Below are 14842 nucleotides of genomic sequence, written 5' to 3'. Positions count from 1 at the left end.
GTTGCGGCGCTCGGGGTCGCGGCGATTTAGAATCGCCGCTCCCCCGCCTTTCTTCCTGCCCATGCGCGACGCCGCCGCGGACGATGCCCTTGCCACCCTGATGTTGCCGTTCGAGGCGGGCCCGTTGTCGTGGCCGGCCGAGGGCGGCGCACTGTTCCTGCGCGCGCGCGACGGCTATCCGCTGCACCGGCAGCCGCGCCCGGGACTGGTCTGCGAGCAGAGCTTCCGCCCCGAGGCCGAGCGCCTGGAGCGCTCCGGCCTGACGCTGCGCGAGGCCGACGGGGACGGCGCCGAGCGCTACCCGTTGGTATTGGTGCTGCCGCCGCGCCAGCGCAGCGAGTCGCGGGCGCTGCTGGCCCGCGCGGTCGCCGCCTGCGCGCCGGGCGGGCGCGTGCTCGCCTGCGTGCCCAACAACGAGGGAGCGAAGTCCGCCGAGGAAGACCTGCGCCTGCTGGCCGGCGCGGTCGGCTCGCTGAGCAAACACAAATGCCGCGCGTTCTGGACCGCGCCGCTGCACGGCCCGGCCGATGCCGCGCTGCTGCGGCAATGGCTGGCGCTGGATGCGGTCCGCGAAGTCGCCGACGGTGGCCTGTTCAGTCGTCCCGGCGTGTTCGCCTGGGACCGGGTCGACGCCGCTTCCGCGCTGTTGATCGAGCACCTGCCGGGCGACCTGCGCGGACGCGCCGCCGACCTGGGCGCCGGCATCGGCGTGCTGGCGAAGGCCGTGCTGGAGCGCTGCCCGGGGATCGAATCGCTGGAACTGTACGAGGCCGAGGCGCGCGCGCTGGCGCTGGCCCGCCGCAACCTCGCCGACGCGCGGGTGCCGGTCGGCTTCCACTGGCACGACGTGACCGCCGGCGTGGCCGGCGGTTTCGACACCATCGTGATGAACCCGCCGTTCCACGGCCAGGGCCGCGGCGAGCGTCCGGACATCGGCCGCCGCTTCATCCAGGTCGCCGCCGAGGCGCTGCGTCCGGGCGGGCACCTGTGGATGGTCGCCAACCGTCATCTGCCCTACGAGCAGACGCTGGACGCCTCGTTCGGCGAGATCCGGGTGCACGCGCAGCGCGATGGCTTCAAGGTGGTGGAGGCGGTGAAGGCGCGGGGGCGCGGACGATGAAGCTGGTCCGCCTGATCGCCAACCTCGGCTATGGCAGTCGCAAGCAGGTCGCGTTGATGTTCCGCGAGGGCCGCATCACCGACCCCGACGGCGAGGTGCTGTATGCCGACGACAAGGTTGGCCACGCCGACGTGCGCATCGACGGCGAGCCGCTGGACCCGCCGGCCGGGCTGGTGCTGATGTTGCACAAGCCGACCGGCTACACCTGCTCCACCCGCGACCCGGGCCGGATCGTGTTCGACCTGCTGCCGCCGCGTTTCCGTCTGCGTTCGCCGGCGTTGTCGCCGGTCGGCCGGCTCGATCGCGAGACCAGCGGCCTGCTGCTGATGACCGACGACGGCGCCCTGCTGCACCGGATCATTTCGCCGAAATCGAAGCTGGCCAAGGTCTACGAGGCGCGATTGGCCGGCGATCTGCGCGGCGACGAGGGCGCGACCTTCGCCAGCGGCGGCCTGATGCTGGAATCGGAGACCACGCCGCTGGCGCCGGCGACGCTGCAGGCACTGGCGCCACGGCATGCGCGACTGAGCCTGACCGAGGGCCGCTACCACCAGGTGCGGCGGATGTTCGCCGCGGTCGGCAACCACGTCGAGGCGCTGCACCGCAGCCGCATCGGAGGCCTCGAGCTCGGCGATCTGGGCGAGGGGCAATGGCGTCCGTTGCACGCGGCCGACCTGGACCGACTGTTCGGAGACGACCCCTGATGGATACCCGCAGCGACGAGATCACGGCTGCGGCCCCGCCGCCCGCGATCGGCTTCCGCCCGGCGGCGGTGCTGTTCGACATGGACGGCCTGATGATCGAGAGCGAGCGCACCCTGCTTGAATGCTGGCGCCAGTCCGCGGCCGAGCTGCAACTGGCGCTGGACGACGCGCTGTGGCTGTCGATGATCGGCCTGTCCGACAAGGTCTGCCGACAAATGCTGCACGACCGCCTGCGCACCGACCAGGCCGAGGCGCTGACCGCGCGTCTGGGAGCACTCTACGGCGCCCGGGTGGAGGCGGGGTTGCCGCTGCGCCCCGGCACACGGCGCATCCTGGATTGGGTCGAAGGCATCGGCCTGGCGCGCGCGGTGGTGACCTCGACCCACCGCTGGCGTACCGAACAGAAGCTCGAACGCTGCGACCTGCAGCGCTACTTCGTCACCGTGGTCACCGGCGACGAGGTCCGCGAATCCAAGCCGGCACCGGACATCTACCTGCTCGCCGCCGCGCGGCTGGGGGTCGAGCCGGCGCGCTGCGTGGTGCTGGAGGACTCGGTGCCGGGCGTGCGCGCGGCGCTGGCGGCGGGGATGACCCCGATCCAGGTCCCGGACCTGGTCGCGCCCGACGCCGCGGTGCGCGCGCTCGGCCACCGCATCGTCGCCAGCCTCGACGAGGCGCGCGCGCTGATCGCACCCGCGCTGGCCTGACCTGCCCGGAACCCGCGGGAGCGGTGCGAGGGGTGATGAGGCGCCAACGGTAAGGCCCTCGCGGCTTACGCCGCGATCCCCGGGCTGCGCCCGGGAATCTCCCAAGGTTTGCTGCGCAGACCTCGGGCCCCGCCGTTGCGCTGCCACACCCCCATTCGTGCCTGCGGCACGAATCGCCCCCTGACTCAGGGGGAACGATATCCGGCTGCGCGCGGATATCTCCCAAAGTTTGCTGCGCAAACCTTGGGCCCCACCGTTGCGCTGCCACACCCCCATTCGCGCTGCGCGCGAATCGCCCCCTCACTCAGGGGGCTGGGATCATGAGACAGATGAATGCTTTTCGTAGGAGCGGCGTAAGCCGCGATGGGGCTTTCCTGGGAAGGCCCTGGTGCCTTGGGGGCGTCAGGGCTTCAGCAACTCGCGCCAGCCGTCGACGCCGAGCTTCTCCAGGGTGGCGATATTGCGCTCGACGATCACGTCCGGGTCCGGGTAGGCGGCGACCGCGCGGTCGATGCTGGCCTCGCGCAGCAGGTGCAGGGTCGGGTACGGCGCGCGGTTGGTGAAATTGCCGATCTCGTCCGGATCGGTGCCGGCGAACTGGTAGTCGGGGTGGAAGCTGGCGACCTGGATCTCGCCCTCCAGTCCCAGTTCGGCGACCAGCGCATCGGCGGCGTCGAGAAAGTCGTTGAAGTCGAGAAAGTCGCGCAGCACCTGCGGATGCACCAGCAAGGTGGTGTCGACCGTGTCGGCATCGGTGGCGTGCAGCAGGCGCAGCTCGTCGGCCAGTTGTTCCAGCAGCGCCTCGGGGGTCTGCGCGGGACTGAGCACGTAGCGGATCTGGCGCTTGGCGTGCACGGCCTTGGCGAACGGGCACAGGTTGAGGCCGATCACCGCCCGCTCCAGCCAGCGCCGGGTCTCGATGATCGCCTCGGGCGTGGTTTCCGGCGCCGCGCTCATGGGCGTGGGCCGCGTCCCCGGCAAGGTCGGATCGCCGGCACTGGCGGCATCAGTCGCGGAAATTGTCGAACTGCAGCGGCAGCTCGAACTCGCCGCCCTTCAGCAGCGCGATGGCGGCCTGCAGGTCGTCGCGCTTCTTGCCGTTGACGCGCAGTTTGTCGCCGTTGATCTGCGAGTCGACCTTGATCTTCGAAGCCTTGATCGCGGCCTGGATCTTCTTCGCCATCTCCCGGTCGATGCCCTGCCTGACGGTGATCTTCTGGCGCGCGCCGGCCAGATTGGTCTCGATCTCTCCGAACTCCAGCGCACGGGCGTCGATGCCACGGGCGATCAGGCGCGCGTTGAGGATGTCGGCCATCTGCTTGAGCTGGAAGTCGCTGGGCGCGGACTGGGTGATCACCGCCTCGTCGAGGGCGAACTTCGCGTCGACGCCCTTGAAGTCGAAGCGGTTGCCGAGCTCGCGGTTGGCCTGGTCGACGGCGTTGGTGAGTTCGTGGCTGTCTACTTCGGAGACGATGTCGAAGGAAGGCATGGCGCGCAGCGTGGTGACGGGCCGCACAGATTAACGCACCGTGGCCGGATTCGCCGATGAGCGGCATTTCCCTTGCCCTGCAGGAACTTACAGGTTTGCCGAATGCGGCCGCAGTCACACTCCCGCGCGTCGTTCAGTCCACGCGCGGGTAGCGCGGTCACGCCTGTGCCAGCTTTCCGGCGGGGCGTGCGTCGCTTCCCCCGCTTGCGCGGCGCCGTCCCGATGAAGCCTGAACGTCCGAAAGCAGCCTTCGAAGGAAAATTCCATGCGCCTGCAGAAAATCCATCTGATCCTCCCGCTGGCCATCGCGTTCGCGCTGGCCGGCCCCACTGCCTTGGCACAGGACGCCGGCGATGACGCCATCATCCAGGACGCGAGCGTGCCCCGCTCCAAGCTGGTCGAGCGCTACACCGATCTGGCCGGATCGCCGGAAGCGGCCGGCATCCTGGTCGACAACCTGCGCGAAGGCGGCGATTTCGTCGTCGTCGAGGAAGTCACCACGGAAAATCCCGACGGAACCACCTCGACCACGACGGTCGAACGGACCATCGCCAATCCCAACGGCCCGATGGGCTGGGGCGAGGTCAATATCAGCCTGTCGCTGGCCGGAGCGCTGATCGACTCCGGCAACGCGCCCGACCTGCAGTCGGCCCTCACCGGCATCGAGACCACCGTCGTCCAGGACGACGGCAGCTCGGTGACCACGGTCGAGGGCGGTGTGCTGGCGATGCGCGCCGACCACATGGGCTGGGGCCAGATCGCCAACGAGCTGGGCTTCAAGCTCGGCGCGCTGGTCAGTGCCGGCAATCGCAGCGAACACGCCGCGGCACGCGCATCGACGCGGGTCGAGCGCGGTGGCGGCAAGCCCGAGCGGGTCGCCCGCGCCGAGCGCCCGGAGCGACCCGTGCGTCCGGAACGTGCCGAACGGCCCGAGCGGCCTGAAAAGCCCGAGCGTCCGCAGCGCCCCGAGCGCCCCGAGCGCGGCGGCCGCTGATCCAACCGTGTAGTGCATGACGGGCGTCCCCGCGCGGGGCGCCCGTCGTCGTGCCCATTCTTCCAGGAGTCCAGATGAAGCGTTCCATCCTGTTCTTTGCGCTGGTCGCGATGTCCGCCGGTGCGCAGGCCGCGGACGGCCTCAAACTCGGTGTCGGCGTCGACTACAGCAGCGGCGACTACGACAGCGATACCACCACCACGATCCTGTCGGTGCCGTTCACCGCGCGCTATACCCGCGGCGACTGGTCGTTCAAGGCCAGTCTGCCGTGGGTCCGGGTCGACGGCGACCCGAACGTGCTGCCCGGCCTGGGTGGGGTCGACAACGGCAACCCAAACGGCCGCGGTCGCGGGCGCGGCAACGGCGGCGGCGGTACCACCGCGCCGGCCGAGAGCGGCGCCGCTTCCGGGATCGGCGACCTGCGGCTGGCGGCGATCTACAGCGTCGACACCGGTTCGGACCTGGGGCTGGACCTGACCGGCAACTTCAAGCTGGCCACCGCCGATGAGGACAAGGGGCTGGGAACCGGCGCCAACGACTACGGCGTTGCCGTCGACCTGTATCGCCAGGTCGGCAGCGCACTGCTGTTCGGCGGCGTCGGCTACACCTGGCTCGGCGATTCGGACTACATCGACGTGGATGCCGTCGCCAACGCCAACCTCGGGGTCAGCTGGCGTGCCGGCGGCGGCAACCTCGGGCTGATCTACGACTACCGCCAGGCAGCTTCCGACGGCTACGACCCGCGCAGCGAGGTCACCGCCTTCTATGCCCTGAACGCCGGCGAGAGCACCCGGATCCAGTTGTACGGTGTCGCCGGCCTGTCCGACGGCAGCCCGGACTGGGGCGGCGGTGTCAGCCTCACCCGCGGGTTCTGATCGACCGCGAACCTGGCCCGTTGTTTCGCCGGCAATGGCGGGAGCGCATCCCGCCATTGCGCCGCCCGTCGCGGGCGCTAGTCTTGAGGACCTACCCCCTCGAGAGCGCCACGATGGACAAGACTCCCGCCTATGCCGCCCTGGATGCGAAATCGCCGCTGGTGCCGTTCTCGGTCGAACGCCGTGAGCCGGGTCCGAGCGAGGTCCTGATCGACATCCTCTATTGCGGCGTCTGCCATTCCGACATCCATCAGGCCCGCGACGAGTGGGGCGGTTCGATCTTCCCGATGGTGCCGGGCCACGAGATCGTCGGCCGGGTCGCGGCCGTCGGCGACGCGGTGAGCCGTTACCGGGTCGGCGACACCGTCGGCGTCGGCTGCTTCGTCGACTCCTGCCGCAGCTGTCCGCAGTGCGAGGCCGGCGAGGAGCAGTATTGCGACTTCGGCATGAGCGGCACCTACAACAGTTACGAGCGCGACGCCGAACACCGCTTCGACCGTTCGCGGCCGACCTATGGCGGCTATTCGACCCGGATCACCGTCGACGAGGCCTACGTGTTGCGGGTGCCCGACGGCATCCCGCTGGAACGCGCGGCGCCGCTGCTGTGCGCCGGCATCACCACCTATTCGCCGCTGAAGCATTTCCAGGTCAAGCCCGGCGACCGGGTCGCGGTGGTCGGCCTGGGCGGCCTGGGCCACATGGCGGTCAAGATCGCCGCGGCGATGGGCGCCGAGGTCACCGTGCTCAGCACCTCCGAGTCCAAGCGTGCGGATGCGGCCGCGCTGGGCGCGCACGACTTCGCCGCGACCGGCGACGGCGAGGTGTTCAAGAGCCATGCCCGGCGCTTCGACATGATCGTCGACACGGTATCGGCCGAGCACGACTACAACGCCTACCTGGGGCTGCTCAAGGTCGACGGCACCATGGTGCTGCTGGGCATTCCCGAGGTGCCGGCACCGGTCGCCGCCGGCGCGCTGATCTCCAAGCGCCGACGCCTGGCCGGCTCGATGATCGGCGGCATCCGCGAAACCCAGGAAATGCTGGACTTCTGCGCCGAGCACGGCATCGCCGCGGACATCGAGCTGATCGACATCGACGGCATCAACGACGCCTATGAGCGGATGCTGCGCGGCGACGTGCGCTACCGCTTCGTGATCGACATCGCCAGCCTGCGCGGCGAGGGCTGAGGCGGGGTCATGGCCGGCAGGGGAGCGGGGGCCGCGTGAGCGCGTCGCAATCCAATGTCCGCGCGGCCTGGACCATGCTGGTCGCGGTCGCCGCGTTCTCGTTGATGGACGCCGGCCTCAAGCAGCTGTCGGCGCACTATCCGTCGTTCCAGGTCGCCAGTCTGCGCGGCGCCGCGTCGCTGCCGTTCGTGCTGGTCTGGGTGCTGGCGACCGGTGGCCTGGCCTCGCTGCGGATCCGGCGCTGGTCGCTGCACCTGCTGCGCGGTGCGATCGGGGTCGGGATGATGGCGAGCTTCGTCTACGCGCTGCGCAGCCTGCCGCTGTCGACCGCCTACTCGATCTTCTTCGTCGCCCCGCTGGTGATCACCGCGCTGTCGGTGCCCTTGCTGGGAGAGAAGGTCGGACCGCGGCGCTGGACCGCGATCGCGATCGGCCTGCTCGGCGTGCTGGTGCTGCTGCGGCCCAGCGGCGAGGGCCTGGTCAGCCTGGCCGCGCTGGCGGTGCTGGCCGCGGCGCTGGGCTATGCGCTCAGCGCGATCACCGTGCGGGTGCTGGCGCGTACCGACAGCGTGCAGTCGATCATGTTCTGGCTGCTGGTGATGATCGCGGTCGGTTCGGGACTGCTGGCCTGGCCGGACTGGGTGCCGATCCGCGCCGCCGACGCCTGGCTGATCGCCGGCGTCGGCGCCGCCGGCGCGCTCGGCCAGTACGCGATCACCGAGGCGTTCCGGATCGGCGAGGCCTCGGCGATCGCTCCGCTGGAGTACACCGCCCTGGTCTGGGGCGTGCTGCTGGACCTGAGCGTGTGGGGGGTGTTGCCGGACGCGGTGACCTGGATCGGGGCGGCGATCATCGTCGCCAGCGGCCTGTACCTGCTGCGCCGCGAGCGCGTGCATGCCGAGGCCGAGCATCCCTGAGGAGGAAGACGCCCAGCGATGCACCGTGCCGTGACCCGGGCGTGGCATCGGTATAACGTGCCGGTTCCATCCCGGGGAGTCGGCGCATGTCCGTGGTTCCGTATTCGCAGGTGTCTGCCCGGTCCTGTCCGCTGGCGGACTGAGGCGGGCATGGTCAGCAGCACGGCCGCCACCGTCGACGCTTATCTGGAGGAGCTGCCGCCGGAGCGGCGTGCGGTCGTCGCCGCGGTCCGCGATGTGGTCAATGCGGCGATGCCGGCCGGTTACGGGGAGGCGATGGCCTACGGGATGATCGGCTGGAGCATCCCGCTGTCGCGATATCCGGCGACCTACAACAAGCAGCCGCTGGGCTACGTTGCTCTGGCCGCGCAGAAGCGCCACTACGCGCTGTACCTGATGGCCGCCTACGCCGACTCGGTGCAGGAGCGGTGCCTGCGCGAGGCCTATGCCAGGGCGGGCCTGAAGCTCGACATGGACAAGTGTTGCCTGCGCTTCAAGTCGCTCGACACGCTGTTGCTGGAGCCGGTCGCGGAGGTGATCGGGTCGATGTCGGTGGAGGACTACATCGCCCGCTACGAAGCGGCGCGCGGGGTCGCCGGCAGCTAGGTGAGGTGCGCAAACGACAACGCCCCGCGGTGGCGGGGCGTTGTCGGGTCCGGAAGACCGGAGCGTATTGCCGGGCGTGGCCGATCAGAAGCGCGCGCCGAGGCCGACGCCGACCACCACCGGGTTGAGCTTGGCCTCGCCGACGGTCTGGCCGTCGAGGTAGAGGTCGGAATCGCCGTTGAGGTAGCGCAGGTCGGCGCGGGCGAACCAGGTCGGCGACAGCTTGACGTCGACGCCGGCGGTGGCCATCGCGCCCTTGGCGGTTTCCACGCCCAGGCGCTGGCCGGCGAGGGCGCCGCTGGAGGTCACCGACTCGTCGTCGAAGTTCTGCTCGTAGTAGCCCAGGCCGACGAACGGACGCACCAGCGCGTCGGCATCGCGGAAGTGGTACTGGCCGCTGATCGCGTACGGCTGCGAGTCGACGCTGCCGGCCTTGCCGTTGGCGGCGTTGACGCGGTGGCCGAACTTGCTGGCCGCGCCCCAGGCTTCGATCGCGATGTTGTCGTTGATGTACCAGCTCGCGCTCAGGGTGGCGGCATTGCTGCCGTCCAGCTCCAGGCGCTGGCTGTCGCCGATCCAGGTGTTCTCGGTCGGCTCGGCCAGGGCGACGCCGCCGACCACGGCAAAGCGCTTGCCGGTCGAGGTTTCGGTGCTGAACGCGTCCTGCGCGAACGCGGTGGGGGCGATGGCCAGGGTGCCCAGCAGGGCCAGGGTCAGGTGACTGAAACGCATTTTGGATTCTCCTGGAGCTTCTACGGCTCCTGTTTTCGGGGGAGCCCCGCCGACGCAAAGGGGGAGGGAGCGTTGCAGGGCGCGCACACCGTATCCGGGCCTGCATGAATGCGAGTTGCGCGGTAATTGCCGCCTGAATGAACTTTTCACGCCCGCGACCGGTCGCGCCGTCGCGTCCGCGCGGGCCTTCCGTACCGCCCCGTGTGGTGCCCGGATGCGCGCAATGCCCGTCGCGCAAGGCCTGCGGGGCCAAAGTCGCGGTTGGCGCTGCCGCGATCAGCCGCCACAATAGGATTTTCCCCTCCCACGGCGAACCCGAACCATGGCTGACTTGAAGGAAGCGCGCGTCCCCGACATTGGCGATTACCAGGGCGTGCCCGTGATCGAACTGCTGGTCGCCGTGGGTGACCAGGTCAGCCAGGACCAGGGCCTGGTGACCCTGGAGTCGGACAAGGCGACGATGGAAGTGCCGGCCCCGTTCGCCGGCGTGGTCCGCGAGCTGAAGGTCAAGATCGGCGACGAGCTGTCCGAGGGCAGCGTCGTCGCCCTGATCGAGGCCCAGGATGCCGGCGCCGCGCCGGCCGCCGATGAATCGGCCCCGGCCAAGGCCGCGGAGACCGCAGCGGCCCCCGCGCCGGCGCCCGCGCCGAAGGCCGAGCCCGCCCCGCCGGCGCCGCCGACCCAGGCCGCGGCCGGCGAGCCGAAGTCGCCGCCGGTCGCGTTCGACGCCGACGAGCTGTTGCCGGACAAGGTGCCCTACGCCAGCCCGGCGGTGCGCCTGTACGCCCGCGAGCTGGGTGTGGACCTGTCGAAGGTCGCTGGCAGCGCCCGCGCCGGCCGGATCACCCGCGAGGACGTGCAGAAGTTCGTCAAGGGCGTGATGTCGGGCGAGGTCGCTTCCGGCGCCCCGGCGGCGGCCGGCGGCGGCCTGAGCCTGCTGCCCTGGCCGAAGGTCGACTTCGCCAAGTTCGGCGAGATCGAGAGCAAGCCGCTGTCGCGGATCAAGAAGATCTCCGGCGCCAACCTCGCCCGCAACTGGGCGATGATCCCGCACGTGACCCAGCACGAGGATGCCGACGTCACCGAGCTGGAGGCGCTGCGCGGCACCCTCAACAAGGAGAACGAGAAGGCGAAGAACGGGGTCAAGCTGACCATGCTCGCCTTCCTGATGAAGGCTTCGGTGGCGGCGCTGCAGAAGTACCCGGAGTTCAACGCTTCGCTCGACGCCAGTGGCGAGAACCTGGTGCTGAAGAAGTACTTCCACGTCGGATTCGCCGCCGATACCCCGAACGGGCTGGTGGTGCCGGTCGTGCGCGACTGCGACAAGAAGGGCGTCATGCAGATCGCGAAGGAGATGGGCGAGCTCGCGGGCAAGGCGCGCGAGGGCAAGCTCGGTCCGGCCGACATGAGCGGCGGCTGCTTCTCGATCAGCTCGCTGGGCGGCATCGGCGGCACCGCGTTCACGCCGATCATCAATGCGCCCGAGGTCGCGATCCTCGGCGTCTCGAAGTCGTCGATCAAGCCGGTCTGGGACGGCAAGGCGTTCCAGCCGCGCCTGATCCTGCCGCTTTCGCTGAGCTACGACCACCGTGTGATCGATGGCGCGGCGGCGGCCCGCTTCGCCGCCTATCTGGCGACCCTGCTCGGCGACCTGCGCCGCGGCCTGCTGTGAGCGCCCGCGGCACGACGACGATGCGTCGCGCCCTGCGTCTGGGCGCCTTCGTGCTCGCCTGCGCGGCGGCGGCGCCGGCGTTCGCCGACGACGAGGCCTGCAAGCCGGCGCTGGGCCACGGCTGGCCGCCGGCGACCGAGAACTACGGAACCGCGGTCGAAGGTCTGCTCGCCGACGGCATCGCGCCGGAGCTGATGTTGACCCGTCTGCCGGCGCGCGGCAACGAGGACGCGTTGATGCTCGCGCGCGACGCCAGCGGAGGCTGGACCCTGCGCTATGCCGAGGCCGACGAGCGGGTCATGAGCTGGACCGGCAACGGCCTGGAGATGCGCCGCGAGCTGATGGTCGACCAGGTACCAGAGAAGCTGGAAGTGCCGATCCCCGCGATCCTGGCCACCCGTGTCGTCGATGCGTGGCGGCAGGCGCTGACCGAGGCGGTGCCGGCCGGAGTCGAGGCGCCCTACAACGAGGGCGACACCTGGTTGGTGGTGATCGGCGGCGACCGGGTCAGCGGCGCGGCGCCCGACTGCGGCAGCGCCCGCTTCATGGCCGAGCAGTTGGAACTGCTGATCGACGCCGCCGACACCAAGGCCTCCAAGCGCGACCGGCGCTGGGCCGAGGTCGCAGAGTCGCTCGACGAGATGCGCGAGGCGCGGGCCCGCGCCGATGGCGGGAGTGCCTGAGCGATGATGAACGAGACGGCCGCCAGTCCGATCGAGGCGGTGGGCGAGCAGACGCTCGACATCGCCGATGCGGCCGCGAAGCAGGGCATCGACGGGCTGCGTTCGCTTCTCGAGTTCCAGTTGCTGCACACATCCAACGTCACCATTGCCGTCGGCAGCCTGCTCGCCGCCGTGCTGGTGATGGTCGGCACGCTGCTGGTTTCGGCGCTGGTCCAGCGCGCGCTGGGCCGCTATGGCAAGCGCACGCCCAGCGTCAACCAGGCCTCGCTGTACACGCTGAACCGGGTCGTGCACTACCTGCTGCTGGCGGCCGGCCTGCTGCTGGCGCTGGAAGTGCTGGGGATGTCGGTCACCAAGTTCGCTGTGCTGGCCGGCGGTCTCGGCGTCGGCCTGGGCTTCGGCCTGCAGGCGATCTTCAACAACTTCGTCTCCGGCCTGATCCTGTTGTTCGACAAGTCGCTGAAGGTCGGCGATTTCGTCGAGCTGGAGGCCGGCACGCGCGGCATGGTCAAGGCGATCAACATCCGCGCGACCCTGATCACCACCAACGACAACATCGACATCCTGGTGCCGAACTCGGAGTTCGTCAGCGGCCGCGTCGTCAACTGGACCCACCGTTCGGCGAACCGCCGCATCCGGGTGCCGTTCGGCGTCGCCTACGGCACCGACAAGGAGCTGGTGAAGAAGGCCGCGCTGGAAGCCGCCGCACGGGTGCCGTTCACCCTGGCGATGGAGGGCCCCGAGGGGCCGCAGGTCTGGCTGGACAACTTCGGCGACAGCGCGGTCGAGTTCATCCTCGCGGTCTGGCTGACCGAGGAGGCCGCGCGTCGCAATGCCGCGATCAGGGCCGCCTACCTGTGGGAGCTGGATACCTCGCTCAAGGAACACGGCATCGAGATCCCGTTCCCGCAGCGCGACCTGCATATCCGCAGCGCGTTCGGACGCCACGGCGAGGCCGCGCTGGCGGCGTTCGCCCGCGGCGCGGCGGCGCCCGGCGACGACACCGAGGACGCCGCGCCGGCGCTTGCGCGCGAGGAGCGCGAGGCGCTGTCATCCAACGATGCGACGCTGGACGTACAGCAGGGCGGCGTCGATGCGCCCGCGTCCGCCGATCACGAACAGACACCGGACACCGACGCGCGCGACCGCTAGAGCGCGCGCCTGACAGGAGAGCCCCCCGCAATGGCAACACAGATCGAAGTAAAGGTTCCCGATATCGGCGACTACGACGACGTCCCGGTGATCGAATTGCTGGTCGCCGTCGGCGACAGCGTTGCCGCCGACCAGGGGCTGGTCACGCTGGAGTCGGACAAGGCGACGATGGAGGTGCCGTCGCCCGCCGCCGGCGTGGTCAAGGCGCTCAAGGTCAAGATCGGCGACGCCGTATCGGAGGGCAAGGTGATCGCGATCCTCGAGGCCGAAGGCGAGGGTGGCGGCGATGCCGGCCCGGACGCGGGCGCCGAAAAGGCCGCGCCCGCCGAGGCGGCGCCGGCTGCTGCGGCCGCCCCGGCCCCGAGCGCGGCCGCGGCCAGCGGACGCAAGGCCGACATCGAATGCCGGATCGTCGTGCTCGGCTCCGGCCCCGGCGGCTACACCGCCGCCTTCCGCGCCGCCGATCTGGGCCTGGATACCGTGCTGGTCGAACGCTACCCGACCCTGGGCGGCGTCTGCCTCAACGTCGGCTGCATTCCGTCCAAGGCGCTGCTGCATGCCGCCGCGCTGATCGACGAGGCCTCGCACTCGTCGACGATCGGCATCGACTTCGGCAAACCGAAGATCGACCTCGACACCCTGCGCGGCTTCAAGCAGGACAAGGTGGTCGGCCAGTTCACCAAGGGCCTGGCCGGGATGGCGAAGCAGCGCAAGGTACGCACCGTGCAGGGCGTGGGCCGGTTCCTGTCGCCGAACGAGATGGAGATCGCCGACGCCGACGGCAACACCCGGGTGCTGCGCTTCGAGCAGTGCATCATCGCCGCCGGCTCGCAGGCGGTGAAGCTGCCGAACTTCCCGTGGGACGATCCGCGGGTGATGGATTCGACCGATGCGCTGGAGCTGGCCGAGGTGCCCAAGCGTCTGCTGGTCGTCGGTGGCGGCATCATCGGCCTGGAGATGGCGACCGTCTATCGCGCGCTGGGCAGCGAGGTCACCGTGGTCGAATTCATGGACCAGCTGATGCCGGGCGCCGACAAGGACCTGGTCAAGCCGCTCGCCGACCGCCTGAAGAAGCAGGGCGTGAGCGTGCACCTGAAGACCAAGGCGGCCCGGGTCGAGGCGGCGAAGAAGGGCATCACCGTGCACTTCGAGAGCGCCGACGCGGGCCAGAAGCCGGCGCTGGAATCCGGCACCTGGGACCGCGTGCTGGTCGCGGTCGGCCGCGCGCCCAACGGCGGCAGGATCGACGCCGACAAGGCCGGCGTGCAGGTCACCGAGCGCGGCTTCATTCCGGTCGATCGGCAGATGCGCACCAATGTGCCGCACATCTTCGCGATCGGCGATCTGGTCGGGCAGCCGATGCTCGCGCACAAGGCGACCCACGAGGGCAAGCTCGCCGCCGAGGTCGCCGCTGGCGAGAAGAAGGAGTGGGTCGCGCGGGTGATCCCGTCGGTGGCCTATACCGATCCGGAAATCGCCTGGGTCGGCGTCACCGAAACCGAGGCCAAGGCCAAGGGGTTGAAGATCGGCGTTGGCAAGTTCCCGTGGGTGGCCTCGGCGCGCGCGGTGGGGATCGGCCGCGGCGAGGGTTTCACCAAGCTGGTCTTCGACGAGGCGACCCATCGGATCATCGGCGCCGGCATCGCCGGCGTGCATGCCGGCGACCTGATCTCCGAGCTGGCGCTGGCGATCGAGATGGGCTGCGAGGCGGCCGACATCGGCCACACCGTGCATCCGCATCCGACCCTGGGTGAGACCGTGGCGATGGCCGCCGAGGTCTACGAGGGCACGATCACCGACCTGTACATCCCCAAGCGCAAGTAGCCGGAGTGGTTCCGCAGCGCGCGATTCTGTCGGAGCGGCGTAAGCCGCGATGAGGCGTTCATGGGGAGGCCGTCGCGCTGCGCAACGCATGCGGGCGCCGGACAGACAGAAGCCCCGGCATGCCGGGGCTTCTGCTTTGAGGCCACCGCGGTTCAGGCCTTTGACGAGGAAGTAGTGGCG

At 70.0% G+C, this 14842-nt stretch carries 15 protein-coding genes; 12 read left to right on the top strand and 3 right to left on the bottom strand.

Annotated elements, in window-relative coordinates:
• Window positions 1-61: 61 nt before the first annotated feature.
• Genes C9I47_RS15675 through C9I47_RS15665 form a run of 3 tightly spaced genes read left to right on the top strand, consistent with a single transcriptional unit; the run spans window position 62 to window position 2531 of the window.
• Window positions 62-1120 (top strand): class I SAM-dependent methyltransferase, encoded by a 1059-nt coding sequence (locus tag C9I47_RS15675; protein ID WP_111267593.1) that lies wholly within the window; start codon window positions 62-64, stop codon window positions 1118-1120.
• Window positions 1117-1824 (top strand): pseudouridine synthase, encoded by a 708-nt coding sequence (locus tag C9I47_RS15670; protein ID WP_111267592.1) that lies wholly within the window; start codon window positions 1117-1119, stop codon window positions 1822-1824. Before C9I47_RS15675 ends, C9I47_RS15670 begins: the two co-directional genes overlap by 4 nt.
• Window positions 1824-2531 carry an HAD family hydrolase gene (locus tag C9I47_RS15665; RefSeq protein WP_111267591.1) on the top strand — a complete coding sequence of 236 codons (708 nt, stop codon included), beginning with the start codon at window positions 1824-1826 and terminating at the stop codon, window positions 2529-2531. The genes C9I47_RS15670 and C9I47_RS15665 overlap by 1 nt, the downstream gene beginning before the upstream one ends.
• Window positions 2532-2933: 402 nt before the next feature.
• On the opposite strand, the gene C9I47_RS15660 is transcribed toward C9I47_RS15665, so the two are convergent.
• Window positions 2934-3488, bottom strand: coding sequence for a DUF1415 domain-containing protein (locus C9I47_RS15660; RefSeq protein ID WP_111267590.1), 555 nt, complete (start codon window positions 3486-3488; stop codon window positions 2934-2936).
• Between the two features lie 49 nt (window positions 3489-3537).
• The gene (locus C9I47_RS15655; protein ID WP_111268185.1) at window positions 3538-4020 is read right to left on the bottom strand and encodes a YajQ family cyclic di-GMP-binding protein; all 483 of its coding nucleotides are present in this window, start codon (window positions 4018-4020) and stop codon (window positions 3538-3540) included.
• Window positions 4021-4285: 265 nt separating this feature from the next.
• On the opposite strand from C9I47_RS15655, the gene C9I47_RS15650 reads away from it, so the two are divergent.
• The 5 genes from C9I47_RS15650 (at window position 4286) to C9I47_RS15630 (ending at window position 8599) form a co-directional block, all read left to right on the top strand.
• Complete coding sequence (locus C9I47_RS15650) at window positions 4286-5014, top strand: hypothetical protein (RefSeq protein WP_111267589.1); 729 nt, start codon at window positions 4286-4288, stop codon at window positions 5012-5014.
• Between the two features lie 74 nt (window positions 5015-5088).
• Window positions 5089-5889 carry a transporter gene (locus C9I47_RS15645; RefSeq protein ID WP_111267588.1) on the top strand — a complete coding sequence of 267 codons (801 nt, stop codon included), beginning with the start codon at window positions 5089-5091 and terminating at the stop codon, window positions 5887-5889.
• A gap of 113 nt (window positions 5890-6002) precedes the next feature.
• Window positions 6003-7076, top strand: a complete 1074-nt coding sequence (locus C9I47_RS15640; RefSeq protein ID WP_111267587.1) for an NAD(P)-dependent alcohol dehydrogenase — start codon at window positions 6003-6005, stop codon at window positions 7074-7076.
• A 35-nt stretch (window positions 7077-7111) separates the two neighbouring features.
• Window positions 7112-7993, top strand: a complete 882-nt coding sequence (locus C9I47_RS15635) for a DMT family transporter (RefSeq protein ID WP_407067486.1) — start codon at window positions 7112-7114, stop codon at window positions 7991-7993.
• A 150-nt stretch (window positions 7994-8143) separates the two neighbouring features.
• A complete protein-coding gene (locus C9I47_RS15630) occupies window positions 8144-8599 on the top strand; it encodes a DUF1801 domain-containing protein (protein WP_111267585.1) in 456 nt (151 codons plus the stop codon).
• An 84-nt stretch (window positions 8600-8683) separates the two neighbouring features.
• Here the strand turns inward: C9I47_RS15630 and C9I47_RS15625 are convergent, their stop codons facing one another.
• On the bottom strand, window positions 8684-9331 hold the full coding sequence (locus C9I47_RS15625) for an OmpW/AlkL family protein (RefSeq protein WP_111267584.1): 648 nt from the start codon (window positions 9329-9331) through the stop codon (window positions 8684-8686).
• A gap of 322 nt (window positions 9332-9653) precedes the next feature.
• Between C9I47_RS15625 and aceF the strand changes: the two genes are divergently transcribed.
• From aceF to lpdA, 4 genes are read left to right on the top strand one after another with little or no spacing between them, the layout of a single operon-like run.
• Window positions 9654-11003, top strand: a complete 1350-nt coding sequence (gene aceF / locus C9I47_RS15620; protein ID WP_111267583.1) for a dihydrolipoyllysine-residue acetyltransferase — start codon at window positions 9654-9656, stop codon at window positions 11001-11003.
• Between the two features lie 20 nt (window positions 11004-11023).
• Window positions 11024-11686 carry a hypothetical protein gene (locus tag C9I47_RS15615; RefSeq protein WP_111267582.1) on the top strand — a complete coding sequence of 221 codons (663 nt, stop codon included), beginning with the start codon at window positions 11024-11026 and terminating at the stop codon, window positions 11684-11686.
• 6 nt (window positions 11687-11692) lie between these two features.
• Entirely contained in the window at window positions 11693-12838 is a 1146-nt protein-coding gene (locus C9I47_RS15610; protein WP_111268184.1) for a mechanosensitive ion channel family protein, read from the top strand.
• A gap of 30 nt (window positions 12839-12868) precedes the next feature.
• Window positions 12869-14662, top strand: a complete 1794-nt coding sequence (lpdA, locus tag C9I47_RS15605; protein WP_111267581.1) for a dihydrolipoyl dehydrogenase — start codon at window positions 12869-12871, stop codon at window positions 14660-14662.
• The last annotated feature ends 180 nt before the right edge of the window (window positions 14663-14842 follow it).

This window comes from Marilutibacter maris, assembly GCF_003233695.1.
Classification (GTDB): Bacteria; Pseudomonadota; Gammaproteobacteria; order Xanthomonadales; family Xanthomonadaceae; genus Marilutibacter; species Marilutibacter maris.
This window is presented reverse-complemented; position numbering and strand designations above follow the sequence as displayed.

Excerpts from the sequence above, each read along its gene's own strand:
- C9I47_RS15675 (WP_111267593.1), top strand. The coding sequence starts at position 62 with ATGCGCGACGCCGCCGCGGACGATGCCCTTGCCACCCTGATGTTGCCG.
- C9I47_RS15670 (WP_111267592.1), top strand. The coding sequence starts at position 1,117 with ATGAAGCTGGTCCGCCTGATCGCCAACCTCGGCTATGGCAGTCGCAAG.
- C9I47_RS15665 (WP_111267591.1), top strand. The coding sequence starts at position 1,824 with ATGGATACCCGCAGCGACGAGATCACGGCTGCGGCCCCGCCGCCCGCG.
- C9I47_RS15660 (WP_111267590.1), bottom strand. The coding sequence starts at position 3,488 with ATGAGCGCGGCGCCGGAAACCACGCCCGAGGCGATCATCGAGACCCGG.
- C9I47_RS15655 (WP_111268185.1), bottom strand. The coding sequence starts at position 4,020 with ATGCCTTCCTTCGACATCGTCTCCGAAGTAGACAGCCACGAACTCACC.
- C9I47_RS15650 (WP_111267589.1), top strand. The coding sequence starts at position 4,286 with ATGCGCCTGCAGAAAATCCATCTGATCCTCCCGCTGGCCATCGCGTTC.
- C9I47_RS15645 (WP_111267588.1), top strand. The coding sequence starts at position 5,089 with ATGAAGCGTTCCATCCTGTTCTTTGCGCTGGTCGCGATGTCCGCCGGT.
- C9I47_RS15640 (WP_111267587.1), top strand. The coding sequence starts at position 6,003 with ATGGACAAGACTCCCGCCTATGCCGCCCTGGATGCGAAATCGCCGCTG.
- C9I47_RS15630 (WP_111267585.1), top strand. The coding sequence starts at position 8,144 with ATGGTCAGCAGCACGGCCGCCACCGTCGACGCTTATCTGGAGGAGCTG.
- C9I47_RS15625 (WP_111267584.1), bottom strand. The coding sequence starts at position 9,331 with ATGCGTTTCAGTCACCTGACCCTGGCCCTGCTGGGCACCCTGGCCATC.
- aceF (WP_111267583.1), top strand. The coding sequence starts at position 9,654 with ATGGCTGACTTGAAGGAAGCGCGCGTCCCCGACATTGGCGATTACCAG.
- C9I47_RS15615 (WP_111267582.1), top strand. The coding sequence starts at position 11,024 with ATGCGTCGCGCCCTGCGTCTGGGCGCCTTCGTGCTCGCCTGCGCGGCG.
- C9I47_RS15610 (WP_111268184.1), top strand. The coding sequence starts at position 11,693 with ATGAACGAGACGGCCGCCAGTCCGATCGAGGCGGTGGGCGAGCAGACG.
- lpdA (WP_111267581.1), top strand. The coding sequence starts at position 12,869 with ATGGCAACACAGATCGAAGTAAAGGTTCCCGATATCGGCGACTACGAC.